Raw genomic sequence first — 23835 nt, forward strand, 5'->3', positions numbered from 1 at the left:
ATATGATACGGCGACTTCTTTCATGGCCGAGGCCAGACGGCAAGGCTGCGCCTTGAAACGCCGGGTCCTCCCCCGCGCCAGCGCCGCGGAGACCGTCGTAAAGTCGCCTTATCCCATGAACCTTATAACAGATTGCCTTGGATCGGACCGCCTCCTACCTAGACGGCCATGCCTCGGTCGGTGATGACATTGGCGAACCTGTTTGCGACGTTGACGCTGATCATCGCCGCCCTGGTGATCGCGCCTGCAGCCGACGCGGCGGCCTGCGCCCCAGACTCCCTCGTCGCGTATCAGATCCTGACCGAAGACCACGCCCAGGACGGCGCCGAGCACGTCCCTGGCGACGTGGGCGGAGACATACACGGCCACTGCCACCATCCCGGCGAACCCCAGGCTTGCGGCGATATGCAGATCGCCAGGCCCGCATCCGCCGCCAGCCGCTATCTCCTGCGTGACGACGGCGCCGTGTCCTTTGTCGCCGACGGACTGATGCGGCCCCCCAGAGGCTGATCGGAAGCCTGCGCCTTCGCGCGCCCTTCTTCTGATCATCTCTGGAAATGAACCATGTCTCCGACACATCGTCGTCGGCCGCGTCTGGCGGCCGGCTGCGCGCTCGCCGTGGCCGCCGTTTTCGGCGCCGCCCCGGCGTGGGCTGATCCCGCGCCCGCCTATGGCGAACTGCTGGCCCGACTGGGCCAGACCCCCGTCGCCGTCGAAGCCGAGGCTCTGAGCGACGCCGCCGAAGCGCGCGTCCGTCAGGCCCGCGTCCGCCCCAATCCCAACCTGTCCGTCGACCTTGAGAACGTCGCCGGCTCCGGCCCCTATTCCGGTTTCGACAACGGCGACCTCAGCCTGTCGTTCAGCCAGGATCTGGAGCTTTGGGGCCGCCGCCCCGCACGGGTGAACGCCGCCCGCGCCGAGGCGGGCGCCGCCGCCCTGCGCCGCGACATGGCCGTGATCGACGCCGCCGGGCGACTGGCGTTGATCTATGCCGAGGCCGAAGCGGCCCAGCGTCGGGCGACCCTCGCCGAGGAAGCCTTGACCCTGGCCGTGGCCGACGCCCGTGCGGCATTGGCTCTGGTGGAGGAAGGGCGCGAACCCCTGCTGCGCGGCATTCAGGCCGAGAGCGAGGCCGCCGCCGCCCGCGCCGGCCTGGATGAAGCCAAGGCCGAGCGCGACGCCGCCTTCGCCCGCCTCACCGCCGTCGCCATGCTGCCGACGCCCGCCACCTCGATCGCGGCCGGGCTGCTGGACGCGCCGACGACGCCCTCGGCCCGGTCCGATCGCGACGCGCCGACGGTGCGAACAGCCAAGGCCGAGGCTGCGGCGGCCGAACGCCGCATCGACGTCGAGCGCATCAACGGACGTCCTGACGTCACCGCCAGCGTCGGCGTGATCCGCTTCGGCGCCGAAGACCAGACGGCTCTAACCTTCGGCGTCAGCCTGCCCTTGCCGCTGTTCGACCGGAACCGGGGGAACATCGACGCCGCGCGCGCCGAACACCGGGCCGCCGAGGCGCGGGTGATGCAGGCGCGTCAGGACGCCGGGGCCGAGCGATCCGCCGCCGTCGCGCGCCTGGCGTCTTCGGCCAGCCGGGTGTCGGCCGCCGATGCGGGCGTGAGCTCGGCCGAAGAGGCCTATCGCCTGTCGCGCATCGGCGCCGAGGCGGGACGCATCTCGCAACTGGAGCTGCGCACCGGACGCGCGGCCCTGATCAACGCCCGATCCGCCGCCGTCGACGCCCGCATGGCGCGCGTCCGCGCCGAGATCGATCTGGCGCGCCTGGAAGGCCGCGCCCCTTTTGAAGGAAGCCGCTGATGTCCACCCTGTCATCGAACAAGAAAGTCCTGATCGCGGGCGTCGCCGCTGTCGTCCTGCTGGGCGGCGGTGCACTGGCCCTGACGCTCACGCGGTCTGATCCGCCCGCGCCGGCCGCCAAGAAGACCGAGGTGGAAGGCGAAGCCGCAGAAGCGCCCGAGGGCGTGGTCGAACTGACCGCCGAACAGCTCAAGGCGGCGGGTATTTCCGTCGTCGCCGTCTCGCGCGGCGGAGGCAGCGAGACGCGCCTGTCCGGCCGGGTCGAGGCCATGGTGGACGCGCGCGCCGCCGTCGGCGCCGTGGTCGGCGGCACAGTCGAGCGGGTGCTGATCGCGCCGGGTCAAACGGTTCGCGCAGGCCAGCCTCTGGTCAGCCTGATCAGCGGCGACGGCGCTGCGCTGCGCGCCGAGATCGACGCGGCCTCGGCCGCAGCGACCGCCGCGCGTCAGGCCCACCAGCGCAACCGCAACCTGGCCGATCAGGGCGTCGTCGCGCGTCAGGAGGTCGAGGCCTCGCAGGCTCAAGCCGCCAGCGCCGAGGCCATGGCCCGCGCCGCGCGGGCGCGAGCGGCGGCGGCGGGCTCGCCCAATGCGTCCGGCCGCATGAGCGTGGTCAGCCCCATCTCCGGCGTCGTGACCAATGTTCAGGTCGGCCCAGGCGGCTTCGTCGCTCAGGGCGCGGTCGTGGCCGAAGTGACCAACCCCGCGCGGGTCGAGCTGGTCTTCAACGCCCCGCCGCAACTGGCGGCTCAGGTCCGCCTCGGCTCCCACGTTCGCGTCACCGGCCCGCAGGGCGAGTTCGACGCCCTGGTCACGGGCGTCGCGGCCGACGCCGGATTGCAGGACAGCGGCGCGACCGTGATCCGCGCCCGGCCCGAAGGCGGCCGCCTGCCGCCCGCCGGTTCGCCCGTCACCGGAGCCGTCGTCACCGAGGGCCAGTCCGGCGGCGCCCTGACCGTGCCGTCCGAGGCGGTGCAGACAGTCGACGGCGCCACGGTGGTCTTCGTCCAGACAGGCGAAGGCTTCCGCGCCCAGCCCGTGCTGGCCGGTCGTCAGGCCGGGGGCGCCACCGAGATCCTGCGCGGCCTGACCGGGACCGAGAAAGTCGCCTCGGCCAACGCCTTCCTGCTCAAGGCCGAACTGGCCAAGGGCGAAGCCGAGCACGGCCACTAAGGGAGGGCGATCATGTTCAAAGCAATCATTGAGGCGTCCGTCCGCTTCCGCTGGTTCATCGTCCTGGCCACGACCCTGGTCGCGGCCTGGGGCCTGTTCCAGCTGACCAAGCTGCCGATCGACGCCGTGCCGGACATCACCAACCGTCAGGTGCAGATCAACACCGTGGCCTCGGCCCTGGCCCCCGAACAGATGGAGCGTCAGGTCACCTACCCGCTGGAAACGGCGATGGCGGGCATTCCGGGGATACAGAGCACCCGCTCCCTGACCCGCAACGGCTTCAGTCAGGTGACGGTCATCTTCAGCGACGCCACCGACATCTATTTCGCCCGTCAGCAGGTGGCCGAACGGATGGCGCAGGCGCGCGAGACCCTGCCCGAGGGCGTCGAACCAGCCCTGTCGCCCATCACCACCGGCCTGGGCGAAGTCCTGATGTGGACCGTCGACCTGAAGCCCTTCGACGCCAAGGCGGCGCGGGCGGGTCGTCCCGGCTGGCAACCCGACGGCGCCTATCTGACGCCCGAGGGCAAGCGGCTGGATACGCCGCAGGCGCGGGCGACCTATCTGCGCACTGTGCAGGACTGGATCATCGCGCCCCGGATGCGGACGGCGCCCGGTCTGGCGGGCGTCGACGTCAACGGCGGCTATGTGAAGGAATACGCCGTCCGCCCCGACCCGGCGCGACTGGCCAGCTATGGCCTCAGCCTGAACGATCTTGTTCAGGCGCTGGACCGCGCCAACACCCAAGCCGGCGCGGGCTATATCCAGCGCGCTGGCGAGGCCCTGACCGTCCGCACCGACGCCCTGGCCCAGACCGTCGAGGATCTGGCTCAGGCGCCCGTGGTCAACCGCAACGGCCTGGTCGTGCGCGTCGCCGATGTGGCCGTGGTCGAGATCGGCCAGGCGCCGCGTCTGGGCGGGGCCAGCCGCGACGGCCATGAGGCGGTGATCGGCACCGCCCTGATGCTGGCGGGCGAGAACAGCCGCACCGTGGCCCAGGCCTCCGCCGAACGGCTGGAGCAGATCAGCGCCAGCCTGCCGCCCGACATCGTAGCCGAGCCGGTGCTGAACCGCAGCGCCCTGGTCAACTCCACCATCAAGACGGTGGCCAAGAACCTGACCGAAGGCGCCCTGCTGGTCATCGTCGTGCTGTTCCTGCTGCTGGGGAACATCCGCGCGGCGACGATCACGGCCCTGATGATCCCGATCAGCTTCCTGTTCGCGGTCATCGGCATGAATCGCTTCGGCATCAGCGGAAACCTGATGAGTCTGGGGGCGCTGGACTTCGGCCTGCTGGTCGACGGCGCCGTGGTGGTGGTCGAGAACACCCTGCTGCGACTGGGCCAGAAGCGCGCCGATCTGGGCCGCGCCCTGACCCGCAACGAACGCCTTGGCGTCGCCGCCAGCGCCGCCCGCCAGATGGTCAAGCCCGCCGCCTTCGGTCAGCTTATCATCCTGCTGGTCTTCACCCCCCTGCTGATGCTGGAAGGGGTCGAGGGCAAGACCTTCATCCCCATGGGCGCCACGGTCATGCTGGCCCTGGTCGGCGCCTTCATCTTCTCCTTCACCTTCGTCCCGGCCATGGCCGCCCTGCTGGTGAAAGAGCCCAGGACCGTCCACGTCGATGAGAACGGCGAGGCGGAGGTGCACGAAACCTTCCTTCTGCGCCACGCGCGCCGCTGGATCGAACCGGCCATCCGCGCCGCCGTCTCGCATCCCAAGACGGTGCTGGCCTCGGCCTTCGGCGCCTTGCTGGTCGGCGCCCTGGCCTTCACCCTGCTGGGGCGGGAGTTCATCCCGACGCTGGACGAAGGCGACATCGCCATGCAGGCGCTGCGCGTGCCCTCGGCCTCGCTGGAGCAATCCCTCGCCATGCAGATGGCGCTGGAGCGGGCCATCAAGGCCCAGCCCGAGGTGAAGACCGTCTTCTCGCGCACCGGCACGGCCGAGGCGGCGGTGGACCCTATGCCGCCGAACATTTCCGACGCCGTCATCGTGCTGAAGAAACGCAAGGAATGGCCCGATCCGCGCCTGCCGAAGGAAGAGTTGATCGCCCGGATAGAGAAGGCCGCCTCGACCCAGCTGGGCAACGCCTTCGAGTTCAGCCAGCCGATCGAACTGCGCTTCAACGAGCTGATCTCAGGCGTTCGCACCGATCTGGCGGTCATGGTCTATGGCGACGACTTCGCCCAGCTTCAGAAGACGGCGGATGAGGTCGCCAACGCCCTGCGCGACACGCCCGGTTCGGCCGACGTGCGGGTGGAGCAGGCGTCCGGCCTGCCGACCCTGACGGTCAGCGTCGACCGCTTCGCCGCCGCCAACTACGGCCTGTCGGCGGCCGACGTGTCCGAAGCCGTCTCGGCGGCCATCGGCGGCGCCGAGGCGGGGCAGATCTTCGAGGGCGACCGCCGCTTCGACGTGGTGGTCCGTCTGTCGGACGCCGAACGCAACGACCCCGCCGCCCTGAACGCCCTGCCCGTCACCACGGCCAGCGGCGCAGCCATCCCCCTGTCCTCGGTCGCCCGCATTCAGGTGAAGGAGGGCCAGAACCAGATCAGCCGCAACGACGGCAGCCGCCGCATGGTGGTTCAGGCCAATGTGCGCGGCCGCGATCTGGGCGGCTTCGTCGCCGACGCCCAGAAGCAGGTGGATCAACAGGTCCAACTACCCGCAGGCTATTCGCTCAAATGGGGCGGCCAGTTCGAGAACCTGAAGCGGGCCGAGCAGCGGCTGGGCCTGGTCATCCCCGTGGTCTTCGTCCTGATCGGCATCCTGCTGTTCATGGCGCTGGGATCATTCGCGGAGGCGGGGCTGGTGTTCGCCTGCGTGCCGCTGGCGCTGGTCGGCGGGGCGCTGTCGCTGTTGCTGAGGGGGATGCCCTTCTCGGTCTCGGCGGCGGTCGGCTTCATCGCAGTATCCGGCGTCGCGACCCTGAACGGACTGGTGCTGATGCAGGCGATCCGCGAGCGGTTGCAGGCGGGCCAGACGCCGCGCGACGCCGCCCTGCTGGGCGCCTTCAGCCGCCTACGTGCGGTGCTGACCACGGCCCTGGTCGCCATCGTCGGCTTCATCCCCATGGCCATCGCCACCGGGGCGGGCGCCGAGGTGCAGAAGCCGCTGGCCACCGTGGTCATCGGCGGCCTGTTGACCGCCACCGCCCTGACGCTTCTGGTGCTGCCGACCTTCGCCGCCAGGGCGGTCCGGCATCGCAAGGCTGAAGGAATCGAGAACTGATGAACGGGAACAGGTCAGAGGACCGCCATCATGCCTAACACCATCAGGTTGGACATTCCTGTCCTGCTGCCCGATGCGCCTGACGCTGCGGACGCCTGCGTGGACCGCCTGATCAAGACGTTGAGCGGCGTTCCTGGCCTGTCCCACGCCCACGTGATCGAGGCCCCCGAGGGCGCCCAGTTGTGTCTTCACTACGATCCGGCGCTGCTGTCCCCCGCCGAAGTGAAGCGCAAGGCGCGGCAGGCCGGGGCCGACATCAGCCAGCAGTTCGGCCATCTGGTCGGCTGGGTCGAGGGTGTCCGCCACGCCCGCCACGCCCTGACGCTGGAAGCGGCGCTGAAAGATGAGCCCGGCGTGCTGGAGGCGGGGCTGGACGCCTCCGGCGCCGTCAGCCTGGAGTTCGACCAGGCCCGGATCAACCGCGACGACCTGATCCAGCGGCTGGGCGCGCACGGCCTGCGCTTCTCCTCCACGCCCTTCCCGGCCGCCCCGGAGAAGAAGGCCCATCGCCACGTCGAGGGCGAGGATCACGCCGAACACGACCACGCGCACGGCGGCGTCTTCGGCTCCAATACGGAGCTGATCTTCGCCTTTATGGCCGGCGGCGCCCTGGGCGTCAGCTTCGTGCTGGAAAAGCTGGCGACCGGCCTGCCCGGCTGGATTCCGCTGGCGCTTTACCTGTCCGCCTATGGGCTGGGCGGCTTCTTCACCGTGCGCGAGGCGATCGACAATCTGAAGCGCAAGCGGTTCGAGATCGACACCCTGATGCTGGTGGCCGCCGCCGGGGCCGCCGCCCTGGGCGCCTGGGCCGAGGGCGCCCTGCTGCTGTTCCTGTTCAGCCTGGGCCATGCGCTGGAACACTACGCCATGGGCCGCGCCAAGAAGGCCATCGAGGCCCTGGCCGAACTGGCGCCGCGCACGGCCCATGTGCGGCGCGGTCAGGACATCGTCGAACTGCCCGTCGAAGACCTTCAGATCGGCGATGTGGTCGTGGTGCGCCCCAATGAGCGCCTGCCCGCCGACGGCTTCGTCATCAGCGGCGCCACCAGCATCAATCAGGCCCCCGTCACCGGCGAAAGCATGCCGGTCGACAAACAGCCGGTCGTCGATCCGGCCGAGGCGCGCGCCCGTCCGGCCTCCATCGCCGCCGCCTCGGCCGTTTTCGCCGGAACCATCAACGGCGCCGGGGCCATCGAGATCGAGACGACCCGCAAATCCAGCGACACCACCCTGGCCAAGGTCGTCCGCATGGTCAGCGAGGCCGAGGCCCAGAAGTCGCCCACCCAGCGCTTCACCGAGCGGTTCGAGCGCATCTTCGTCCCGGTGGTGCTGGCGACCGCCGTCGTGCTGCTGTTCGCCTGGGTGGTGGTGGACGAGCCGTTCCACGACAGCTTCTATCGCGCCATGGCGGTGCTGGTCGCGGCCAGCCCCTGCGCCCTGGCGATCGCCACGCCCAGCGCCGTCCTGTCCGGCGTCGCCCGCGCCGCGCGCGCCGGCGTGCTGATCAAGGGCGGCGCCCCGCTGGAGAATCTGGGCTCGGTCGACGCCATCGCCTTCGACAAGACCGGCATCCTGACCGAGGGCCGCCCGCGCATCACCGACGTCGTCCCGGTCGACGGCGTCGACGAGACGACGCTGCTGTCGGTCGCCGTGGCGGTCGAGCGCCTCAGCGACCACCCGTTGGCCGCCGCCATCGCCCGCGACGGCGCCGAACGCCTGAATGCCAGCATGAACGGCGCCGCGACCCAGACCGCTTCCAGTCTGGACAGCCTGACCGGCAAGGGCGTCTCGGCCCAACTGGACGGCCAGACCATTCTGATCGGCAAGCCTGAGATGTTCGGCGCCGACGGCGCGGCTCCCCTCGCCTCTTCGACGGCGATGGCCGTAGACCGGCTGCGTGATCAGGGACGCACCCTGATGGTCGTGCGGCAGGGCGACCGCGATCTGGGCGTCATCGGCCTGCTGGACACGCCGCGAGCCGCCGCGCGCGATGCGCTGGAGCGGCTGCGCCGTCTGGGCGTCAAGCGCATGATCATGATCTCGGGCGACCATCAGAAGGCGGCCGAGGCCATCGCCGGCCAGGTCGGCCTGACCGAGGCCTGGGGCGACCTGATGCCCGACGACAAGGTCGAGGCGATCAAGCGCCTGCGCGCCGAGTCCAAGGTCGCCATGGTCGGCGACGGGGTCAACGACGCCCCGGCCATGGCCACGGCCACGGTCGCGTGGCCATGGGCGCGGCCGGGTCGGACGTGGCGCTGGAAACGGCCGATGTGGCGCTGATGGCGGACGACCTGTCGCACCTGCCGTTCACCGTGGGCCTGAGCCGCCGCACCCGCGCGGTCATCCGTCAGAACCTGGTCGTCAGCCTGGGCGTGGTCGCCTTCCTGGTGCCGGCCACCATCTTCGGCCTCGGCATCGGCCCGGCGGTGGCCCTGCATGAGGGTTCGACCCTGCTGGTGGTGTTCAACGCCCTGCGCCTGCTGGCCTATCGCGACCGTTCCGCCTGAGCGCGAACATATCTCCGCGCCGGGCATTTAGCCTGTCGAGGAGAACCGACATGGCCGCTCGCCCGACATGGCAAGGACATCTGAAGCTGTCGCTCGTCACCTGCCCTGTGGCGCTCTACACCGCGACGACCAGCGCCGCCGACGTGCGCTTCCACCTGATCAATCCGGACACCCACAACCGCATCCGCATGGTGCCGACCGACCCCGACGCCGGTCCGGTGGAGCGCAGCCATCTGGTGCGCGGCTATGAGGTGTCCAAGGACGAATACGTCCTGTTCGACGACGCCGATTTCGACAAGGTGCGGCTGGACAGCACCAAGACCATCGCCATCGACAAATTCGTGGACGAGGCCGAGATCGACCGCCTGTATTGGGACGATCCCTTCTTCGTCGTCCCGGAGAAGGGAGCCGGGGTCGAGGCATTCGCGGTGATCCGCGACGCCATGCAGAAACAGGGCAAGGTGGCGCTGGGCCAGCTTGTCCTGCGCGGCAAGGAGCGCCAGCTGGCGCTGGAAGTGCGCGGCAAGGGCCTGCTGGCCTACACCCTGCGCGCCCATGACGAGGTGCGCGACGCCGACGACTATTTCGACGACATTCCCCAGGTGAAGGCCGACGCCGACATGGTCGAGATCGCCGCCCGCATCATCGCCCAGAAGAAGGCCGACTTCGACCCGACCGCCTTCAAGGATCGCTACGACGACGCCCTGCGCGAGATGATCAAGGCCAAGACCAAGGGCGGCAAGGGCCTGGTCGACGTGGCCGAGCCCGACGACACCAACGTCATCGACCTGATGGCGGCGCTGAAGAACAGCCTGAAGGGTTCGGCGGTCGGGGCCCGCAAGCCGGCGGCGAAGAAGCCGGCGCCGCGCAAGAAGACGGCCTGAGCGTCACTCCACGCCCATCTTGCGCAGGGCGGGTCTCAGGCTGACGGCGGCGGCGCGGAAATCGGCCCAGGGATCGGGCCGCTCAAGCAGTTCGGGCCAGACCCACAGGTTGTAGTCCGCAGGCCTCAGTCCCGGCTTCACCTGATCCCACGACAGGGGAAAGGCGATCCCCGCCGCCGGCCGCGCACGCGGCGACCAGGGCGCCACGGCGGTCGCCATCCGGCCATTGCGCAGATAGTCGATGAAGATCTTTCCGCCGCGCGCCTTCTTGGCCAGGGTGGTGGTGAAGCAGTCCGGCGCCTCGGCCTTGATCGCCTCGGACACGGCCTTGGCGAAGGCCTTGTTCTGCTCCCAGGTCACGCGGGAACGCCCGTCGGCGCGGATCGGCGCGACCACATGAAGACCCTTGCCGCCCGTCGTCTTGACGAAGGGGGTGAGGCCCAACCCTTCGAGTTTCGCCTTCACCACGCCGGAGGCCGCGATCACATCGTCGAAGTCCAGCCCCACGTCGGGGTCCAGATCGAAGGTGATCTGGTCCGGCGTCTCGGGATCGCCCGGCTTGCAGCCCCAGGGGTGGAGCTCCAGTCCGCCCGACTGGGCGACTGCGGCCAGGCCGCCGACATCAACCACGGCGACGTATGGGGTGCGCGCCTTGACGTCGATCAGCTTCAATCGGGGATTGGAGCCCGCCATGGCGTGGCGCTGGAAGAAGGTCTCGCCCTCTATGCCGTCCGGCGCCCGGATGATGGAGACGGGCCGATCCGCCACGTGAGGCAGCAGACGCTCGGCCGCCGCCTCGTAATAACGCGCCAAGTCGGCCTTAGTGATGGGCGGACGCCCTTCGCTCGCCGGCCACAGCACCTTGTCAGGGCTGGAGATGACGACGCCCGCCACGGCGACCTTTTCGCCCTTCCTCGAAGCCGGCGGCGACGCGGGCGACTGGGGCGCGGCCGTGACGTCCTCGGCAGTCTTGTCGTCGCGCAGGCCCTTGAAGGCCGCCTGCCGCAGCGACCCGGACTCGGTGTAGCCGCCGTGCTCGATCTCCGCGACCAGCCTCGGCTTCACCCAGTGAATATCCTTGCCGACTTCGGGCGCGCCTGCCCCGGTAAAGGGGCTCTTGTCCGCCGCCTCGGCCTTCAGCGCCGGGATGAGCAACCGCGTCGCCGTCTCGCCGAACCCCGTTCCCACCCGGCCGAGGTATCTCATCCCGCCCTTCTCGCGCACCCCGACCAGCAGCGACCGAAACCGACGGCCGCCCTCCGACGACCAGCCGCCGATGATGACCTCGTCGCGCCCCCGGCACTTGGACTTGACCCAGGTCGAGGAGCGTCCGGCGTGATAGGGCGCGTCCAGCTTCTTGGAGATCACGCCCTCCAGATGCATCCGGCAGGCGCTTTCCAGCACGGCCTGCCCCGTAGAGGCGAAATGCTCGACGTAACGCAGACGCCCGGCGCCCTTTGCGCCGATCCGGTCGATATAGGCCTGCAACCGCGCCTTGCGATGCGACAGAGGCAGCTTGCGTAGGTCCTCCGCCCCTTCGAACAGCAGATCGAAGGCGAAGTAGACCAGTCGCCCCGTATCCCCCTCGGATATCGCCGCCTGAAGGGCGCTGAAGTCCGGCATGTGGTCGTCGTCGAGGGCGCATAGTTCGCCGTCAATCACCGCATCGGGCCATCTGGCCGCATCCGCCGCCAGCTCAGGGAAACGATCGGTCCAGTCCAGGCCCTTGCGGGTTCGCAGCACCGCCTGACCGCCGCCGACCCCGATCTGCAGCCGATAGCCGTCGAACTTGATCTCATGCGCCCAACCGGCCGCCGAGGGCGGGTGATCGACCGCCTTGCACAGCTGGATCGGGACGAAGGCGTGCGGCCGCTTCGCCCTGGTCGCCGCCTTCGACGATGCAGGCTTGGGCGGCGCCTTGCGGCGGGTCGGCTTGGAGGACGTCCATTGCGCGTCGCCCTCGGCGATCTGGGCCAGGGAGCGGCCGGTCGTCACCGAGACGTCGATCTCGGCCAGGGCGTCGCCCTCGCCGGCGACGGCGTGCTCGTCCTTCTCCTTCAGCAGCAGCCAGTTGTTGCGCTTGGACGGCTTGCCGCGGTCGCTCTTCAGCCGGATCAGCGCCCATTTGCCCTTCAGCCGCTCGCCGTGAAGGATCATCTTGATCTGGCCGCGCGCCCAGGCGGCTGCGAGGTCTGCTTCCTGCGGCTCCCAGGTTCCAACGTCCCACAACTGCACCGTACCCGCGCCATAGTTGCCCGCCGGAATCGTGCCTTCGAAGCCGCCGTAGTCGAGCGGATGATCCTCGACCTCGACCGCCAGGCGCTTGACCGAGGGGTCGCGCGACGGGGCCTTGGTCACGGCCCAGGACTTCAACACGCCGTCCGCCTCAATGCGGAAGTCGTAGTGCAGCCGCGTCGCCGCATGGCGTTGGATCACGAACCGCCGCGCGCCCTTGGCCCCGGTTCGGCGAGCGCCCTTGGGTTCCGGCGTCTCCTCGAAACGCCGCTTGGCCTGATAGGTCTTCAGTTCGCCGCGCATGGACGATTAATCCGCCTATGCGCAAACCGTTGCGCTGACAGACTTTTGATCGTCAGCCGCCGAAAATCTCCGCCAGGCGCGCAGCCGTGTCTCGCCCCGTCGGCCCCGGCGTCTTCACGTCTTGGCGTCGGTCTCGAGGCGCGGCGCCGGGCGGCCCCTGACCGCCCGCGCGGGTTGTCCGGCATGGATGTCGCGCCCGCGGCGTTCGACCTCCCGCAGGATGACCGCCAGTTCCTTGTCCGTCAGATGTTCGATGCCGATGAAGCCCGCGTCGGCCTTTTTCACCGCATAGATCAGCTCGTCCATCTTGGCGTGCATGGCGGCGGCGTCGCGGTTCTGAGTGTTCTGGATCAGGAAAACCATCAGGAAGGTGACGATGGTGGTGCCGGTGTTGATGGCCAGCTGCCACGTCTGGTCAAAGTGGAACAGCGGCCCGGTCACGGCCCACAACAGCACCACCGCCAGGCAGATGATGAAGGTCCACGGCCGTCCCGCCAGCTTGGCCGTCGTGTTCGCCAGATGGTTGAACAGCTTTTCCATTCCGGCGGAACGGCGGCCGCAGGGCCGGGTTCCGCCGGATCAGGACAGACTCATTCGCTGGCGGCGGGCGCACGCGTCCCGATGGTGCGATCCAGGAAGTCCAGATAGGTCCGCCACTGGTGCAGTTGGCGGTCATTGCCCCGGATGCCGTGGCGCTGGCCCGGATAGAGCATGGTCTCGAACGGAATGCTCTTTTCCTGCAGGGCGTTCAGCACCCGCGTCGTGTTCTCGAAGATGACGTTGTCGTCGGCCATGCCGTGCATCAGCAGCAGCCGCCCGGTCAGATTGTCGAGACGCCCCAGCACGTCAGACGCCGCATAGCCCGCCACATTGCCCTGCGGCGTCGACATATAGCGCTCGGTATAGGCGGTGTCGTACAGGCTCCACTCCGTCGGCGGGGCCCCTGCCAGAGCCGCCGCCAGCCCCATCTTCGGCTCGGTCAGCGCCATCAGGCTCATGAACCCGCCATAGGACCAGCCCATGATGGCGATGCGGTCGGCGTCGACATAGGGCAGCGAGCGCAGATAGTCGGCGCCGATGACCTGATCCTCGATCTCGGGCTGGCCCATCTTCAGATAGAGGGCCTGTTTGAAGGCGGCCGAACGGTCGCCCTCGCCCCGGTTATCCAGGCGGAAGACGATGTAGCCCGCCTCGGTCAGCAGTTGGTTGGTCGCCGGCTGCCAGGCGTTCTTCACCCCGCCGCCCGACGGGCCGCCATAGACCTGCATGACGACCGGATAGCGTTTGGACGGGTCAAAGCCCGGCGGCGTGGTCATCTGCCACATCAGCGTCTCGCCATGGCTCTGCAGCGTGCCGAAGCTCGGCTTCTGCTGGCGTTCGGCATACGGCCAGAAGGGGTGGCCGGGCTGGAGCTTGTTCTCCTCGATCCAGCGCACGCGCTGGCCGTTGATCGAATACAGCGCCGACTGCGCCGGGGTGTTCACGTCGGTATAGTTGCCGACATAGGCCGTGCCGGTGGTGTTGACCGAGGCGCTCCACCAGCCGCCGCGCGGGGTGACTTCGGTCGGGTTCAGCGTCCGCCTGTAGCTGGTCCGGAACAGCTGCTGCTCGATCGGATATTCCTTGCCGTCGCGCATGGAGGCGGTGAAGAAGACCTCGCCCGTGTCCTGATTGACGCCGTCCAGCGACTTCACCGGATAGTCGCCGCGCGTGACGGCCCGCAGCTGACGCCCGTCCTTGTTGTAGAGATACAGTTGACGCCACCCGCTCTCCTCGCTGGACCAGATGAAGTTGCCGTCCTTCAGCGCCTTGAAGTCATGGGTGACGTTGACCCAGGCGTTCGAGGTCTGGCTGGCGATCACCCGGCTGGCGCCCGTGGCCGGATCGACGCTGAGCAGGTCCAGCCGCTTCTGATCGCGCGACAGACGCTGGACATAGGCGACCGAGCCGTCCGCCGCCCAGTTGACCCGGCCCAAATAGATGTCCGTGTCAGCGCCCAGATCGACCTTGACCCGCTGGCCGCCCTGCACGTCCTGAACATACAGCTCGACCACGGCGTTGGGCCGTCCGGCGCGGGGGTAGCGCTGCTGGGCCACCGAGGCGCCGCCGCCGGTGATGTCCAGACGCGGGATCACGTCGACCGGGCTTTCGTCCGTGCGTTGCAGGGCGATGTAGCGCTCGTTCGGGCTCCACCAATAGCCGGTGTCGCGGTCCAGTTCTTCCTGGGCGATGAACTCGGCGGCGCCCCAGGTGATCAGGTCCTTGCCGTCGGTGGTGATCGCCTGTTCGGCGCCCGTCTCCAGATTGACCACATACAGGTTCTGATCGCGCACGAAGCTGACGAAGGCGCCCTTGGGCGAGACCTTGGCGTCGATCTCATCCGCCGCCGTCTCGGTCAGGCGCCGCACGCTGCCGTCGGCGCGGTTGGCTAGGAAGACGTCGCCCTCCAGCGGCGCCAGGATGTAGCGGCCCTGTTCGTCCCAGGAATATTCGACCACGCCGCGCTGCGAAATCCGCATCCGCTCGCGCCGCGCCTTCTCGGCCTCGGACAGTTCGCCCGCGTCGGGAACCAGGGCGCGGGCGTCGATCAGCTTGAACGGCTCGCCGCCCTTCACCGGCGCGGCCCACAGGTCCAGCACGTCCACGTCGTCCTCGCGCGAGCGCAGGAAGGCGACCAGTTCGCCGTCGGGCGACAGGCTGACGCCCTTGGCCACCGGCCCGGCCAGCGACGGATTGGCGAACACCCGCTCGACCGTCAGGATCGAGGACGCGGGCGCCGTGGCGGCGGGAGGCGTAGCGGGGGGCTTTGCGGGCTGGGGGGTTGATTGTGCGAACGCCGGGGTCGCAGCCATCAGGATCGTCGAGGCGAGAAGAAAAGTGCGCATGGCGGTGAAGCTAGAGGCGGAATCTTCCGCCGTCATCCGCAATTCGTCCTTCTCCCCTTGTGGGAGAAGGGAGAAAAAGAGAGTCCAATTCGTCTGAATCGTCTGAAATCCCCTGCGGCTTGCGGCCGCATCTTCCTGGGCCGAAGCGCAGTATGGCACAGGCTTATAGGTAGGCTGGCCGATTGTGATCGGTCCCTTGTTCCCCATGGAGCGGAAGGATCGCCGCGGCGCCCTTTCGCAACCGCCCCTGACGGCCTAGGTAGTCGCCATGTCCGACGCCTCCCTCTCCGCGCCGCCCGTCAAGGCCAGTCCGTTCCATGAGTTGGAAGTCCTGTGGGTCCGCCACTGGAACGACCAGTTGTTCAGTTTCGGCGTGAAGCGGCCCGAGGATTTCCGCTTCCGCTCGGGTGAATTCGTCATGATCGGCCTGCCGGGCGAAGACGGCGGCAAACCCGTGCTGCGCGCCTATTCGATCGCCAGCCCTTTCTGGGCCGAGGAGCTGGAGTTCTTCTCCATCAAGGTCGAGGACGGGCCGCTGACTTCGCGCCTGCAGAAGATCGTCGCGGGCGACAGCGTCCTGATGGGCAAGAAGCCGACCGGCACCCTGGTGCTGGACGCCCTGACCGGCGGCGAGCGTCTGTGGCTGATCGGCACCGGCACGGGCCTGGCGCCCTGGCTGTCGGTCGCGCGCGATCCCGAGACCTATTCCCGCTTCAAGCAGGTCATCGTCTGCCACACGGTGCGCAACGTCGCCGACCTGGCCTATCGCGACTTCTTCAGCCACGAGATCCACGACGATCCGCTGATCGGCGACGAGGCCAAGGCCCAGCTGACCTATTATCCGACCGTGACGCGCGAGCGCTTCGAGACGCCGGGCCGCATCACCGACCGCATCAAGTCGGGCGACGTCTTCGCCGACCTGCAACTGCCCATCGGCTTCTCGCCCAACAGCGACCGCGTCATGCTGTGCGGCTCGATGGCCATGATCAAGGAGACCGGCGAACTGCTGGAATCCTACGGCCTGAAAGAAGGCTCGAACGCCGAACCCGGCGACTATGTTCTGGAGCGCGCCTTTGTCGGCTGACCTGATGACCTCTCCCGCCGCCGTCGCCATCGACGAACGCAAGGCCCCGGAAGACTGCGCGACCATGCTGGACGTGCGTCAGGGCGTGGATGCGCTGGACCGGGCGCTCGTCACCCTGCTGGCCGAGCGTCAGCGCTATATGGACGCCGCCGCCCGCATCAAGCCGAACCGCGACGCCGTCTTCGATCAGGCCCGTATCGACGACGTGGTGGCCAAGGTGCTGAAGGCGGCCGAACCCGCCGGCCTGTCGCCGGACATCGCCGAGCCGGTCTGGCGCCTGCTCATCGACCGTTGCATCGCTCACGAATTCGGAACCTGGGACCAGACGCGGGTCTGAGCTTCCTTCTCCCCTTGCGGGAGAAGGTGGACGGCGAAGCCGGACGGATGAGGGGTCACGCCCACGCATCTGTCGGATTCACGATCAATTGTCGAGAAACCCCTCATCCGGCCCTGGCGGGCCACCTTCTCCCACAAGGGGAGAAGGACAGTCGCCCTCAGCCCTTCAGGCTCTTCAACGCCAGTTCGTGGCGATAGGCGGCGACATCGGCCAGGGCCGCGTCCAGCGCCGTCTTCACACGCTCAAGCCCGGCGGGCGCGGCGGATTGCTCGCCGAACTCCACCTCTTCGCAGACCTGGGCCAGGGCCTTGGCCCCGATGCCCGCTCCGGCGCCGCGGATCGTGTGGACGGCGTCGCGCCAGCCTTCGCTGGATGCGTCCAGCATGGCGGACCACATGCGGGCCTGTTCGGCGAACAGGCCCAGCACTTCGTCCGTCACATCATCCATGCCCGCCGTCATGGCTTCGAGGACGGTGAAATCCACCGCCCCCGACAGGTCGCGTCTCGCCATCAGGCCTCAGCCTCTTCACCCTTGGCCAGGCGCGAGTTGCGCGACGACCAGATCAGGTAAACAGCCAGGCCGAACAGGTTCCACAGCAGGAAGTAGATCTGCGTCGAGCTCTTCAGGCTGAAGAAGAAGACGATGCAGCCGATGATGGCGATGCCGCCGACCAGCGGCCACAGCGGCGCCTTGAACTTGCGCTCGCGGTTCGGGTCGCGCACGCGCAGCACGATCAGGCTGACGCCCACGGCCATGAAGGCCATCAGCGTGCCGGCGTTGGCCAGGGAGGCCAGTTCGTCCAGGCGCATGATGCCGGCCAGGAAGGCCACGACGATGGCGGTGAACACCGTCACCACGGCCGGAACGCCGCGCTTGGAGATCTTGGCGAGGCGGTTGGGCAGCAGGCCGTCGCGCGACATGCCCAGGAAGATGCGGCTCTGGCCGAACAGGAAGGCCAGCAGCACGGTCGGCAGGGCGATCACGGCGGCGGCGGCGATCCACTGGGCGGCGACGCCCTGGCCCAGGCCGCGCATGATGTGCGCCAGAGGCTCGGGGCTGTCGGCGAAGCTGGCGACCGGGGCGGCGCCGATCGCGGCGGCAGCGACGGCGATATAGAGGACGGTGCAGATCACCATCGAGCCGACGATGCCGATGGCCAGGTCGCGCTCGGGCTTCTTGGTTTCTTCGGCCGCCGTGGCGATGGCGTCGAAGCCGTAGAAGGCGAAGAAGATGATGGCGGCGGCCGCCATCACCCCCGTCTGCACGAAGGGCGCGCCGAAGCCGTTGGGCATGAAGGGGGTGAAGTTGGCCGTGTCGAAGTGCGGCATGGCGATGGCCACGAACACCACCAGGGCGGCGATCTTCACGAACACCAGGATGGCGTTCAGCGTCGCGCTCTCGCGCGTGCCCAGCAGCAGCAGGCCCGTCACCACGGCGATGATGAAGATGGCCGGCAGGTTGATCAGCCCGCCTTCGACGTGCGGCCCCACGGTCAGGGCGAACGGCAGGTCGACGCCCAGTCCCGCCAGGAAAGGCACGGCGTAGCCGGACCAGCCGACGGCCACCGTCGACACGACCAGCGAATATTCCAGGATCAGGCTCCACCCCACGACCCAGGCGAAGATCTCGCCCAACGCGGCGTAGGAATAGGTATAGGCGCTGCCCGAGGCGGGCATGATGGTCGACAACTCGGCGTAGGCCAGGGCGGCGCAGGCGCACACCAGACCGGCCAGGGCGAAACTGATCAGCACCGCCGGACCCGCCAGACCCGCCCCGACCCCGATCAAGGTCAGGATGCCGGTGCCGACGATAGCGCCGACGCCCAGCGCCATAAGGTGCGGCCAGCTCAGGGTTTTCTTGAGCCCCGGTCCCGAATGCGGGGCCAGCATCGCGTCGATCGAGCGACGACGGTTCCAGAACGCCATAATCTTTTACTCCCCCTCGCCGCGTCTTTCCGGCGGCTGATTCAAGGCGCGACCTTAGCGCGCGATGCAATCACGATAAAAGACGCATTTGACGCTTGCGCCTCCCCCCGGGTGCGAGTAATAGGAGCGCCCTTCGCCGAGGCCATCAGCGCCGCAGCGAAGGACCGGCGCCACACCAAGGGCGCAGACGACGGTACGGGTGATTAGCTCAGTTGGTAGAGCAGCTGACTCTTAATCAGCGGGTCCACAGTTCGAACCTGTGATCACCCACCATCGTCTCCTTGCTTTTCATGCATTGAATGATCGTCGCGCCTCGGCGCGAGGCCATCCGGCTGCGCCCGGTTTCTGCTAGAAGGCGGGCATGTCTGACGCCGCCTCGATTCCCCCCGCCCCTTCCTCTTATGGCCCGCTTCACGGGGTGCGCGTGCTGGACCTGTCGCGGGTTCTGGCCGGGCCGTGGGCGACGCAGACGCTGGCGGACCTGGGGGCCGAAGTCATCAAGATCGAACGACCGGGCGCTGGAGACGACACCCGCCACTGGGGTCCGCCCTTCACCACCACGGCAGACGGACAACCGGGCGACGCCGCCTATTTCCTGTGCGCCAACCGAGGCAAAAAGTCGGTCGAGCTGGACATCGCCAGCCCAGACGGCGCCGAGGCCGTGCGTCGCCTGGCCGCGACCTGCGACGTGGTGGTCGAGAACTTCAAGACCGGCGGGCTGAAGAAGTACGGCCTCGACTACGCCTCGCTGGCGGCGATCAATCCGAAGCTGGTTTACTGCTCCATCACCGGCTTCGGCCAGGATGGGCCGGACGCGCACCGGGCCGGCTACGACTACATGATCCAGGCCATGGGCGGGCTGATGTCGATTACAGGCCAGCCCGACGGCGCGCCGGGCGCCGAGCCGATGAAGGTCGGGGTGGCGGTCGTGGACCTGTTCACCGGCCTTTACGCCTCCAACGCCATCCTCGCGGCGTTGTGGCACGCACGGGCGAGCGGCGAAGGCCAGCATGTCGACATCGCCCTATTCGACGTTCAGGCCGCCATGTTGGCCAATCAGGCGACAAACTGGTTCGTCTCAGGGACCACGCCGACGCGGATGGGCAACGCCCACCCCAACCTGGCCCCCTATCAGCCCTTCTCGTGCTCGGACGGCAGGGTGATCATCGCCGTGGGCAACGACGGCCAGTTCCGCGCCCTGTGCGCCGCCCTGGGGCTGGAGATCGAGGACCGCTTCGCCAGCAACGCCCTGCGGGTCGCCGAGCGCGAGGCGCTGGGGCCGCTGATCGCCGCGAAGACGGAAGGCTTCACCATGCAGGGTCTGATGCAGGCGCTGGAGGCGGCGGGCGTGCCTTGCGGCCCGGTCAACACCATCGACCAGGTGTTCGCCGAGCCTCAGGCGATCCATCGCGGCCTGACGGTCGAGCAGACCCGGGCCGACCTGGCCGATCCCGTCTGCACCGTCGCCTCGCCTATCCGCCTGTCCAAGACGCCCGTGCGATACGACGCCCCGCCGCCGAGGCTCGGGCAGGATACGCTGGCGGTGTTGCGCGAGCTCATGTCAGAGGACTGAGCCTATCCTCCCGCTCATCCCCGCGGAGGCGGGGACTCAGTGCTTTGACTGCAAGCGCAGCCGTATAATGCTTGGCTCCCCGATCCACTCTCCGAATATGAAGCTCTTACTGGGTCCCCGCTTCCGCGGGGATGAGCGGAAACCGAAAAGTCAGCTCACCTGCCGCTTCTCCAGCTTCCGCGCCAGGGTGCGGCGGTGCATCCCCAGGCGGCGCGCCGTCTCGGAGATGTTGAAGTCGGTCTCGGCCAGGACTTCGTGGATGCGCTCCCACTCCAGCGTCTTGATCGAGGTCGGGCGTGCGGTCAGGGGCGCATCGGGATCGCCCGCCTCGCGACCGAAGGCCGCCTCGATGTCGTCCGTGCCCGCCGGTTTGGCGAGGTAGTGGCGCGCGCCCAGCTTGATGGCCTCGACCGCCGTGGCGATGCTGGCGAAGCCGGTCAGCACCACGATCACCAGGTCGGGATCGAAGGCGTGCAGCGTCTGCACGCAGGTCAGGCCCGACGCCGTTCCCAGCTTCAGGTCCACCACGGCGTAGTCGGGATGATGCGTCTTCAGCAGTTCGACCATCTGGTCGTGACTGTGGGCGGACACGACCTGATATTCGCGCCGCTCGAACGACCGGCGCAGGGTGCGGGAGAAGGACTCGTCGTCCTCGACGATCAGAAGCTGGCGGGGCTCGTCGGTCATCTCATTCCCTCTTTCCAGACCCCTTATCTCGGGGCCAGGGCGTCGATCGGCAAGGTCAGACGCACCATGGCGCCCGCAGCGCCGTCCTGCCCCCTCGGTCGGTTCGCGGCCACGACCGTGCCGCCCAGCTTGCGCACCACGTTCACCAGCAGGAACAACCCCAGCCCCGCCCCGGCGCGCGCCTTGGTCGATTGATAGGGCTGGCCCAGCTTCTCCAGAATGGCCGCAGGGAAGCCGGGGCCGTCATCCTCGAAGGCGATGAACAGACCGCCGGCGTCGGCGGCGGCCCGCACCTCCAGATTTCGCGCCCCGGCCTCATGGGCGTTGTCCAGAAGCGCGCTGAACACCTGCTTCAGGGCCGGATCGGCGATGATGCGCGGGTTGCCGGGCGCCGGGCCGTCCAGGGTCACGCCCAGGGCGTCGCCCGCCTTGTCGGACCATTCGGCGATGATCTCCTGCAGGAAGGCCTTCAGGGTGGTGACGGTCGGCGCCTCGCCCCGCGCCTCGCCCGCCGACATCAGAATGTTGGTGACGATGGATTTGCAGCGCTCGACCTCGGCCTGCATCTGCTCGATGTCATGCGCCAGATCCTCGTCGCGGTTCAGGGCGGGCATCCGCCGCCAGTCGCTGAGAATGACCGAAAGCGAGGCCAGGGGCGTGCCGAGCTCATGCGCCGCGCCCGAAGCCAGCAGCCCCATGCGCACGATGTGGTCCTGTTCCGCCGCCTGCTGTCGCGCCTCGGCCAGATAGGCGTCGCGGGCGCGCACGTTCTGGCTGGTGCGGGTGACGAAGGCCACCAGCAGCACGGCGATCAGGATGAAGTTGATCAGGGCGCCCTGCTGGATCAGGCCCAGCCGCGCATCGGCCCCTGCGGGCAGGTCCAGCGGCTGACGCCAGATCGCCAGGAAGGCCAGGCAGGCGCCGGTCGCCAGCACGAAGCCCCAGGCGTAGACCGGGCGCAGCAACACCGCCGCCAGCACCACCTGCATCAAGTAAAGGGCGGCGAACGGATTGGTCGCTCCGCCGCTGAAGTAGAGCAGCCAGCTCAGCGCCGCCACATCGACGCACAGGGCCAGCAGGATCTCGGGGTCGGTGACCACCTTGCGCCGAAGGGTGACGGGCGCGCTGACCAGGTTCATCACCGCCAGAGCCGTCGGCGCCAGCAGCAGCGACCCCAACGGCAGGCTGATCCCCAGTCCCCAATGGACGATGACGATGGTCGCCACCTGGCCGATCACCGCCAGCCACCTCAACTGGATCAGCAGCAGCATGTTGCGCCGTCCGGCCGCACCCGGCGACACCGGCGTCTCGGCGTTGGCGTCCATGCCCAGAACCGTGCGGGCGAAGCGGCTGAGAGTCTGGGTCTGCACTATCGCCCTCCCCTCCTGCGCCGCCGCTCGTCGCGCAGCCACAGAACGGCGCCGCCCGCCGACATCAGCGCCAGCCCGAACCAGGTCAGGGCGTAGACCAGATGACTGTTGGCGAACCGCACCACCGTCAGCCCGCCGCGGGGCCAGCCGCCGGGATTGGGCGTCGCGTCCGCGTCGATGAAGTAGGGCGCGACGGCTCCCTCCAGCCGCTTGGCCTCGGCGATCGCCGCCACGTCGCGCGAGAACCAGCGATCAGACGCCGGATCGTTGTCGCGCAGGAAGCCGCCCTTGGGCTCGGTGATCCGCAACAGGCCGGTGACGGGAACCGGGCCGTCGACCTGACCTTCGGCGCGGGTTTCAGGGGCCGTTCGCTCGGCGGGGACGAAGCCCCGGTTGATCAGGACGGTGAAGCCCCGCGCATCCTCCAGCGGCGTGACGACCCAGAAGCCCGGCCCCAGGTCCGTCACCGCCTTCACCCGCGCCTCGCGGTCATGCAGGAACCGGCCGCTGGCCGTGACGCGGCGGTACTGGTCCGCCTCGCGCGTCACGGCGTCGAAGCCTTGAGGTCCCGGCGCGGGAACGGGTTCCGCGTGGATGCGGCTGTCGACCTGGCGGATCAGGCCCTGCTTCCACGCCAGGCGCTGCACCTGCCAGACGCCCAACGCCGAAAAGCCCGCGATCAGCACGGCGAAGGCCGCCAGTCCCGCGACCGTTCGACGGCGGGACGCCGGACGAGCGGCGGGTTCAGGGGCCGAAGATGACGTCAAGCGGCGTCTCCGCGTGCGAGAGGGCTCAGCCCATCCCCTGCATGTCGTGGACGGGCATCATGTTGGTGTTCAGGTGATACATGACCCAGACCGACCCGGCGACGGCGATGACCACGATCACCAGGGTGAAGATCAGCGCCAGCATGTTCCACCCGCCCTCGGACCTGTGGTTCATGTGCAGGAAGAAGATCATGTGGACCACGATCTGCACCACGGCGAAGGCGGTGATGATCAGCCCCGTCAGCTGCGGCGCCAGCACCCCGGCCATGACCAGCCAGAAGGGAATGGCGGTCAGCACGACCGACAGGGCGAAGCCGATCAGATAGCTCCTGTAGGTGCCGTGATCATGGTCGTCCCCGTGGTGATCGTCGTGAGTCACGGCGTGCTCGTTGTGGGCTTCGGCGCTCATCGCAGCATCCCGAACAGATAGACGAAGGTGAAGACGCCGATCCAGATGACGTCCAGGAAGTGCCAGAACAGGCTCAGGCACATGAGGCGGCGCCGGTTGGCCTGGATCAGGCCCTTCTGCGCCACCTGCACCATCAGGGTGACCAGCCAGATGCAGCCGAAGGTGACATGCAGGCCGTGCGTGCCCACCAGGATGAAGAAGGCCGACAGGAAGCCGCTGCGCTGGGGCGTGGCGCCCAGGTGGATCATGTGGGCGAACTCATAGAGTTCGATGCCCAGGAAGCAGAGGCCGAACAGACCGGTGACCGCCAGCCAGACCTGCGTCTGCGCCACCTTGTTGCGGTACATCGCCAGCATGGCGAAGCCGTAGGTGATCGACGAGAACAGCAGCATGGAGGTGTTCAGCGCCACCAGCGGCAGGTCGAACAGATCCTTGGGCGCCGGACCGGCCGCATAGTTGCCGCCCAGCACGGCGTAGACGGCGAACAGGATCGCAAAGATGAGGCAGTCGCTCATCAGATACATCCAGAAGCCCAGCATGGTGCTGTGGCCTTCCGGGTGGTGCGGCTCCTCGACCGGGTGGAAGATCGGCCGCCCGGCCTCGTCGACATAGTCGGGGTTGAGGGTTGGTGCGTGGCTCATCGG

20 protein-coding genes and 1 tRNA gene are annotated in these 23835 nt (G+C 68.5%); 11 read left to right on the top strand and 10 right to left on the bottom strand.

The features are described from left to right. The first annotated feature begins 189 nt into the window (after nt 1-189). Genes ACWIDZ_RS02995 through ku form a run of 7 tightly spaced genes read left to right on the top strand, consistent with a single transcriptional unit; the run spans nt 190 to nt 9615 of the window. Entirely contained in the window at nt 190-510 is a 321-nt protein-coding gene (locus tag ACWIDZ_RS02995; RefSeq protein ID WP_453988310.1) for a hypothetical protein, read from the top strand. 54 nt (nt 511-564) lie between these two features. Further along, complete coding sequence (locus tag ACWIDZ_RS03000) at nt 565-1818, top strand: TolC family protein (RefSeq protein ID WP_453988308.1); 1254 nt, start codon at nt 565-567, stop codon at nt 1816-1818. Continuing rightward, nucleotides 1818-2990, top strand: a complete 1173-nt coding sequence (locus ACWIDZ_RS03005) for an efflux RND transporter periplasmic adaptor subunit (RefSeq protein WP_453988307.1) — start codon at nt 1818-1820, stop codon at nt 2988-2990. Before ACWIDZ_RS03000 ends, ACWIDZ_RS03005 begins: the two co-directional genes overlap by 1 nt. A 12-nt stretch (nt 2991-3002) precedes the next feature. After that, nucleotides 3003-6224 carry an efflux RND transporter permease subunit gene (locus ACWIDZ_RS03010; RefSeq protein ID WP_453988306.1) on the top strand — a complete coding sequence of 1074 codons (3222 nt, stop codon included), beginning with the start codon at nt 3003-3005 and terminating at the stop codon, nt 6222-6224. A 30-nt stretch (nt 6225-6254) separates the two neighbouring features. Further along, on the top strand, nt 6255-8504 hold the full coding sequence (locus ACWIDZ_RS03015; protein ID WP_453988304.1) for a heavy metal translocating P-type ATPase: 2250 nt from the start codon (nt 6255-6257) through the stop codon (nt 8502-8504). Continuing rightward, entirely contained in the window at nt 8447-8731 is a 285-nt protein-coding gene (locus ACWIDZ_RS03020) for a hypothetical protein (RefSeq protein WP_453988303.1), read from the top strand. Before ACWIDZ_RS03015 ends, ACWIDZ_RS03020 begins: the two co-directional genes overlap by 58 nt. 50 nt (nt 8732-8781) lie before the next feature. After that, nucleotides 8782-9615: a non-homologous end joining protein Ku gene (gene ku / locus ACWIDZ_RS03025; RefSeq protein ID WP_453988302.1), complete on the top strand. Its 834-nt coding sequence runs from the start codon at nt 8782-8784 to the stop codon at nt 9613-9615. 3 nt (nt 9616-9618) lie between these two features. Here the strand turns inward: ku and ligD are convergent, their stop codons facing one another. The 3 genes from ligD to ACWIDZ_RS03040 all read right to left on the bottom strand — a co-directional run bounded on the left by ligD (nt 9619) and on the right by ACWIDZ_RS03040 (nt 15038). Next, nucleotides 9619-12153, bottom strand: coding sequence for a DNA ligase D (ligD, locus tag ACWIDZ_RS03030; RefSeq protein ID WP_453988301.1), 2535 nt, complete (start codon nt 12151-12153; stop codon nt 9619-9621). Nucleotides 12154-12267: 114 nt separating this feature from the next. After that, the gene (locus ACWIDZ_RS03035; RefSeq protein ID WP_453988300.1) at nt 12268-12693 is read right to left on the bottom strand and encodes a low affinity iron permease family protein; all 426 of its coding nucleotides are present in this window, start codon (nt 12691-12693) and stop codon (nt 12268-12270) included. Between the two features lie 50 nt (nt 12694-12743). Beyond that, nucleotides 12744-15038, bottom strand: coding sequence for a S9 family peptidase (locus ACWIDZ_RS03040; RefSeq protein WP_453988299.1), 2295 nt, complete (start codon nt 15036-15038; stop codon nt 12744-12746). 268 nt (nt 15039-15306) lie between these two features. Here ACWIDZ_RS03040 and ACWIDZ_RS03045 point away from each other — a divergent pair, with 268 nt between their 5' ends. Continuing rightward, nucleotides 15307-16122: a ferredoxin--NADP reductase gene (locus ACWIDZ_RS03045; protein ID WP_046652027.1), complete on the top strand. Its 816-nt coding sequence runs from the start codon at nt 15307-15309 to the stop codon at nt 16120-16122. A gap of 4 nt (nt 16123-16126) precedes the next feature. Continuing rightward, complete coding sequence (locus ACWIDZ_RS03050) at nt 16127-16459, top strand: chorismate mutase (RefSeq protein WP_453988298.1); 333 nt, start codon at nt 16127-16129, stop codon at nt 16457-16459. A 157-nt stretch (nt 16460-16616) separates the two neighbouring features. Here ACWIDZ_RS03050 and ACWIDZ_RS03055 read toward each other — a convergent pair whose 3' ends face one another. Both ACWIDZ_RS03055 and ACWIDZ_RS03060 read right to left on the bottom strand, forming a co-directional pair. After that, on the bottom strand, nt 16617-16970 hold the full coding sequence (locus ACWIDZ_RS03055) for an Hpt domain-containing protein (protein ID WP_312218167.1): 354 nt from the start codon (nt 16968-16970) through the stop codon (nt 16617-16619). Beyond that, a complete protein-coding gene (locus tag ACWIDZ_RS03060; RefSeq protein ID WP_291776491.1) occupies nt 16970-18385 on the bottom strand; it encodes an amino acid permease in 1416 nt (471 codons plus the stop codon). Before ACWIDZ_RS03060 ends, ACWIDZ_RS03055 begins: the two co-directional genes overlap by 1 nt. Nucleotides 18386-18582: 197 nt before the next feature. Here ACWIDZ_RS03060 and ACWIDZ_RS03065 point away from each other — a divergent pair. Beyond that, nucleotides 18583-18658: transfer RNA gene (locus ACWIDZ_RS03065), tRNA-Lys, on the top strand. Between the two features lie 88 nt (nt 18659-18746). Next, nucleotides 18747-19958 (top strand): CaiB/BaiF CoA transferase family protein, encoded by a 1212-nt coding sequence (locus tag ACWIDZ_RS03070; RefSeq protein WP_453988297.1) that lies wholly within the window; start codon nt 18747-18749, stop codon nt 19956-19958. A gap of 150 nt (nt 19959-20108) precedes the next feature. Here the strand turns inward: ACWIDZ_RS03070 and ACWIDZ_RS03075 are convergent, their stop codons facing one another. Genes ACWIDZ_RS03075 through cyoC form a run of 5 tightly spaced genes read right to left on the bottom strand, consistent with a single transcriptional unit; the run spans nt 20109 to nt 23832 of the window. Then, entirely contained in the window at nt 20109-20645 is a 537-nt protein-coding gene (locus ACWIDZ_RS03075) for a response regulator transcription factor (RefSeq protein ID WP_453988296.1), read from the bottom strand. A 23-nt stretch (nt 20646-20668) separates the two neighbouring features. Next, the gene (locus ACWIDZ_RS03080) at nt 20669-22015 is read right to left on the bottom strand and encodes an ATP-binding protein (RefSeq protein ID WP_453988294.1); all 1347 of its coding nucleotides are present in this window, start codon (nt 22013-22015) and stop codon (nt 20669-20671) included. Further along, on the bottom strand, nt 22015-22782 hold the full coding sequence (locus ACWIDZ_RS03085; protein WP_453988293.1) for an SURF1 family protein: 768 nt from the start codon (nt 22780-22782) through the stop codon (nt 22015-22017). Before ACWIDZ_RS03085 ends, ACWIDZ_RS03080 begins: the two co-directional genes overlap by 1 nt. 25 nt (nt 22783-22807) lie before the next feature. Next, entirely contained in the window at nt 22808-23191 is a 384-nt protein-coding gene (gene cyoD / locus ACWIDZ_RS03090) for a cytochrome o ubiquinol oxidase subunit IV (RefSeq protein ID WP_312218174.1), read from the bottom strand. After that, nucleotides 23188-23832 (bottom strand): cytochrome o ubiquinol oxidase subunit III, encoded by a 645-nt coding sequence (gene cyoC, locus ACWIDZ_RS03095; protein ID WP_453988292.1) that lies wholly within the window; start codon nt 23830-23832, stop codon nt 23188-23190. Before cyoC ends, cyoD begins: the two co-directional genes overlap by 4 nt. Nucleotides 23833-23835: the final 3 nt, after the last annotated feature.

The sequence above is a fragment of the Brevundimonas sp. NPDC055311 genome, assembly GCF_053645695.1.

Excerpts from the sequence above, each read along its gene's own strand:
- ACWIDZ_RS03000 (WP_453988308.1), top strand. The coding sequence starts at position 565 with ATGTCTCCGACACATCGTCGTCGGCCGCGTCTGGCGGCCGGCTGCGCG.
- ACWIDZ_RS03005 (WP_453988307.1), top strand. The coding sequence starts at position 1,818 with ATGTCCACCCTGTCATCGAACAAGAAAGTCCTGATCGCGGGCGTCGCC.
- ACWIDZ_RS03010 (WP_453988306.1), top strand. The coding sequence starts at position 3,003 with ATGTTCAAAGCAATCATTGAGGCGTCCGTCCGCTTCCGCTGGTTCATC.
- ACWIDZ_RS03015 (WP_453988304.1), top strand. The coding sequence starts at position 6,255 with ATGCCTAACACCATCAGGTTGGACATTCCTGTCCTGCTGCCCGATGCG.
- ku (WP_453988302.1), top strand. The coding sequence starts at position 8,782 with ATGGCCGCTCGCCCGACATGGCAAGGACATCTGAAGCTGTCGCTCGTC.
- ligD (WP_453988301.1), bottom strand. The coding sequence starts at position 12,153 with ATGCGCGGCGAACTGAAGACCTATCAGGCCAAGCGGCGTTTCGAGGAG.
- ACWIDZ_RS03035 (WP_453988300.1), bottom strand. The coding sequence starts at position 12,693 with ATGGAAAAGCTGTTCAACCATCTGGCGAACACGACGGCCAAGCTGGCG.
- ACWIDZ_RS03040 (WP_453988299.1), bottom strand. The coding sequence starts at position 15,038 with ATGCGCACTTTTCTTCTCGCCTCGACGATCCTGATGGCTGCGACCCCG.
- ACWIDZ_RS03045 (WP_046652027.1), top strand. The coding sequence starts at position 15,307 with ATGTCCGACGCCTCCCTCTCCGCGCCGCCCGTCAAGGCCAGTCCGTTC.
- ACWIDZ_RS03050 (WP_453988298.1), top strand. The coding sequence starts at position 16,127 with ATGACCTCTCCCGCCGCCGTCGCCATCGACGAACGCAAGGCCCCGGAA.
- ACWIDZ_RS03055 (WP_312218167.1), bottom strand. The coding sequence starts at position 16,970 with ATGGCGAGACGCGACCTGTCGGGGGCGGTGGATTTCACCGTCCTCGAA.
- ACWIDZ_RS03060 (WP_291776491.1), bottom strand. The coding sequence starts at position 18,385 with ATGGCGTTCTGGAACCGTCGTCGCTCGATCGACGCGATGCTGGCCCCG.
- ACWIDZ_RS03070 (WP_453988297.1), top strand. The coding sequence starts at position 18,747 with ATGTCTGACGCCGCCTCGATTCCCCCCGCCCCTTCCTCTTATGGCCCG.
- ACWIDZ_RS03075 (WP_453988296.1), bottom strand. The coding sequence starts at position 20,645 with ATGACCGACGAGCCCCGCCAGCTTCTGATCGTCGAGGACGACGAGTCC.
- cyoD (WP_312218174.1), bottom strand. The coding sequence starts at position 23,191 with ATGAGCGCCGAAGCCCACAACGAGCACGCCGTGACTCACGACGATCAC.
- cyoC (WP_453988292.1), bottom strand. The coding sequence starts at position 23,832 with ATGAGCCACGCACCAACCCTCAACCCCGACTATGTCGACGAGGCCGGG.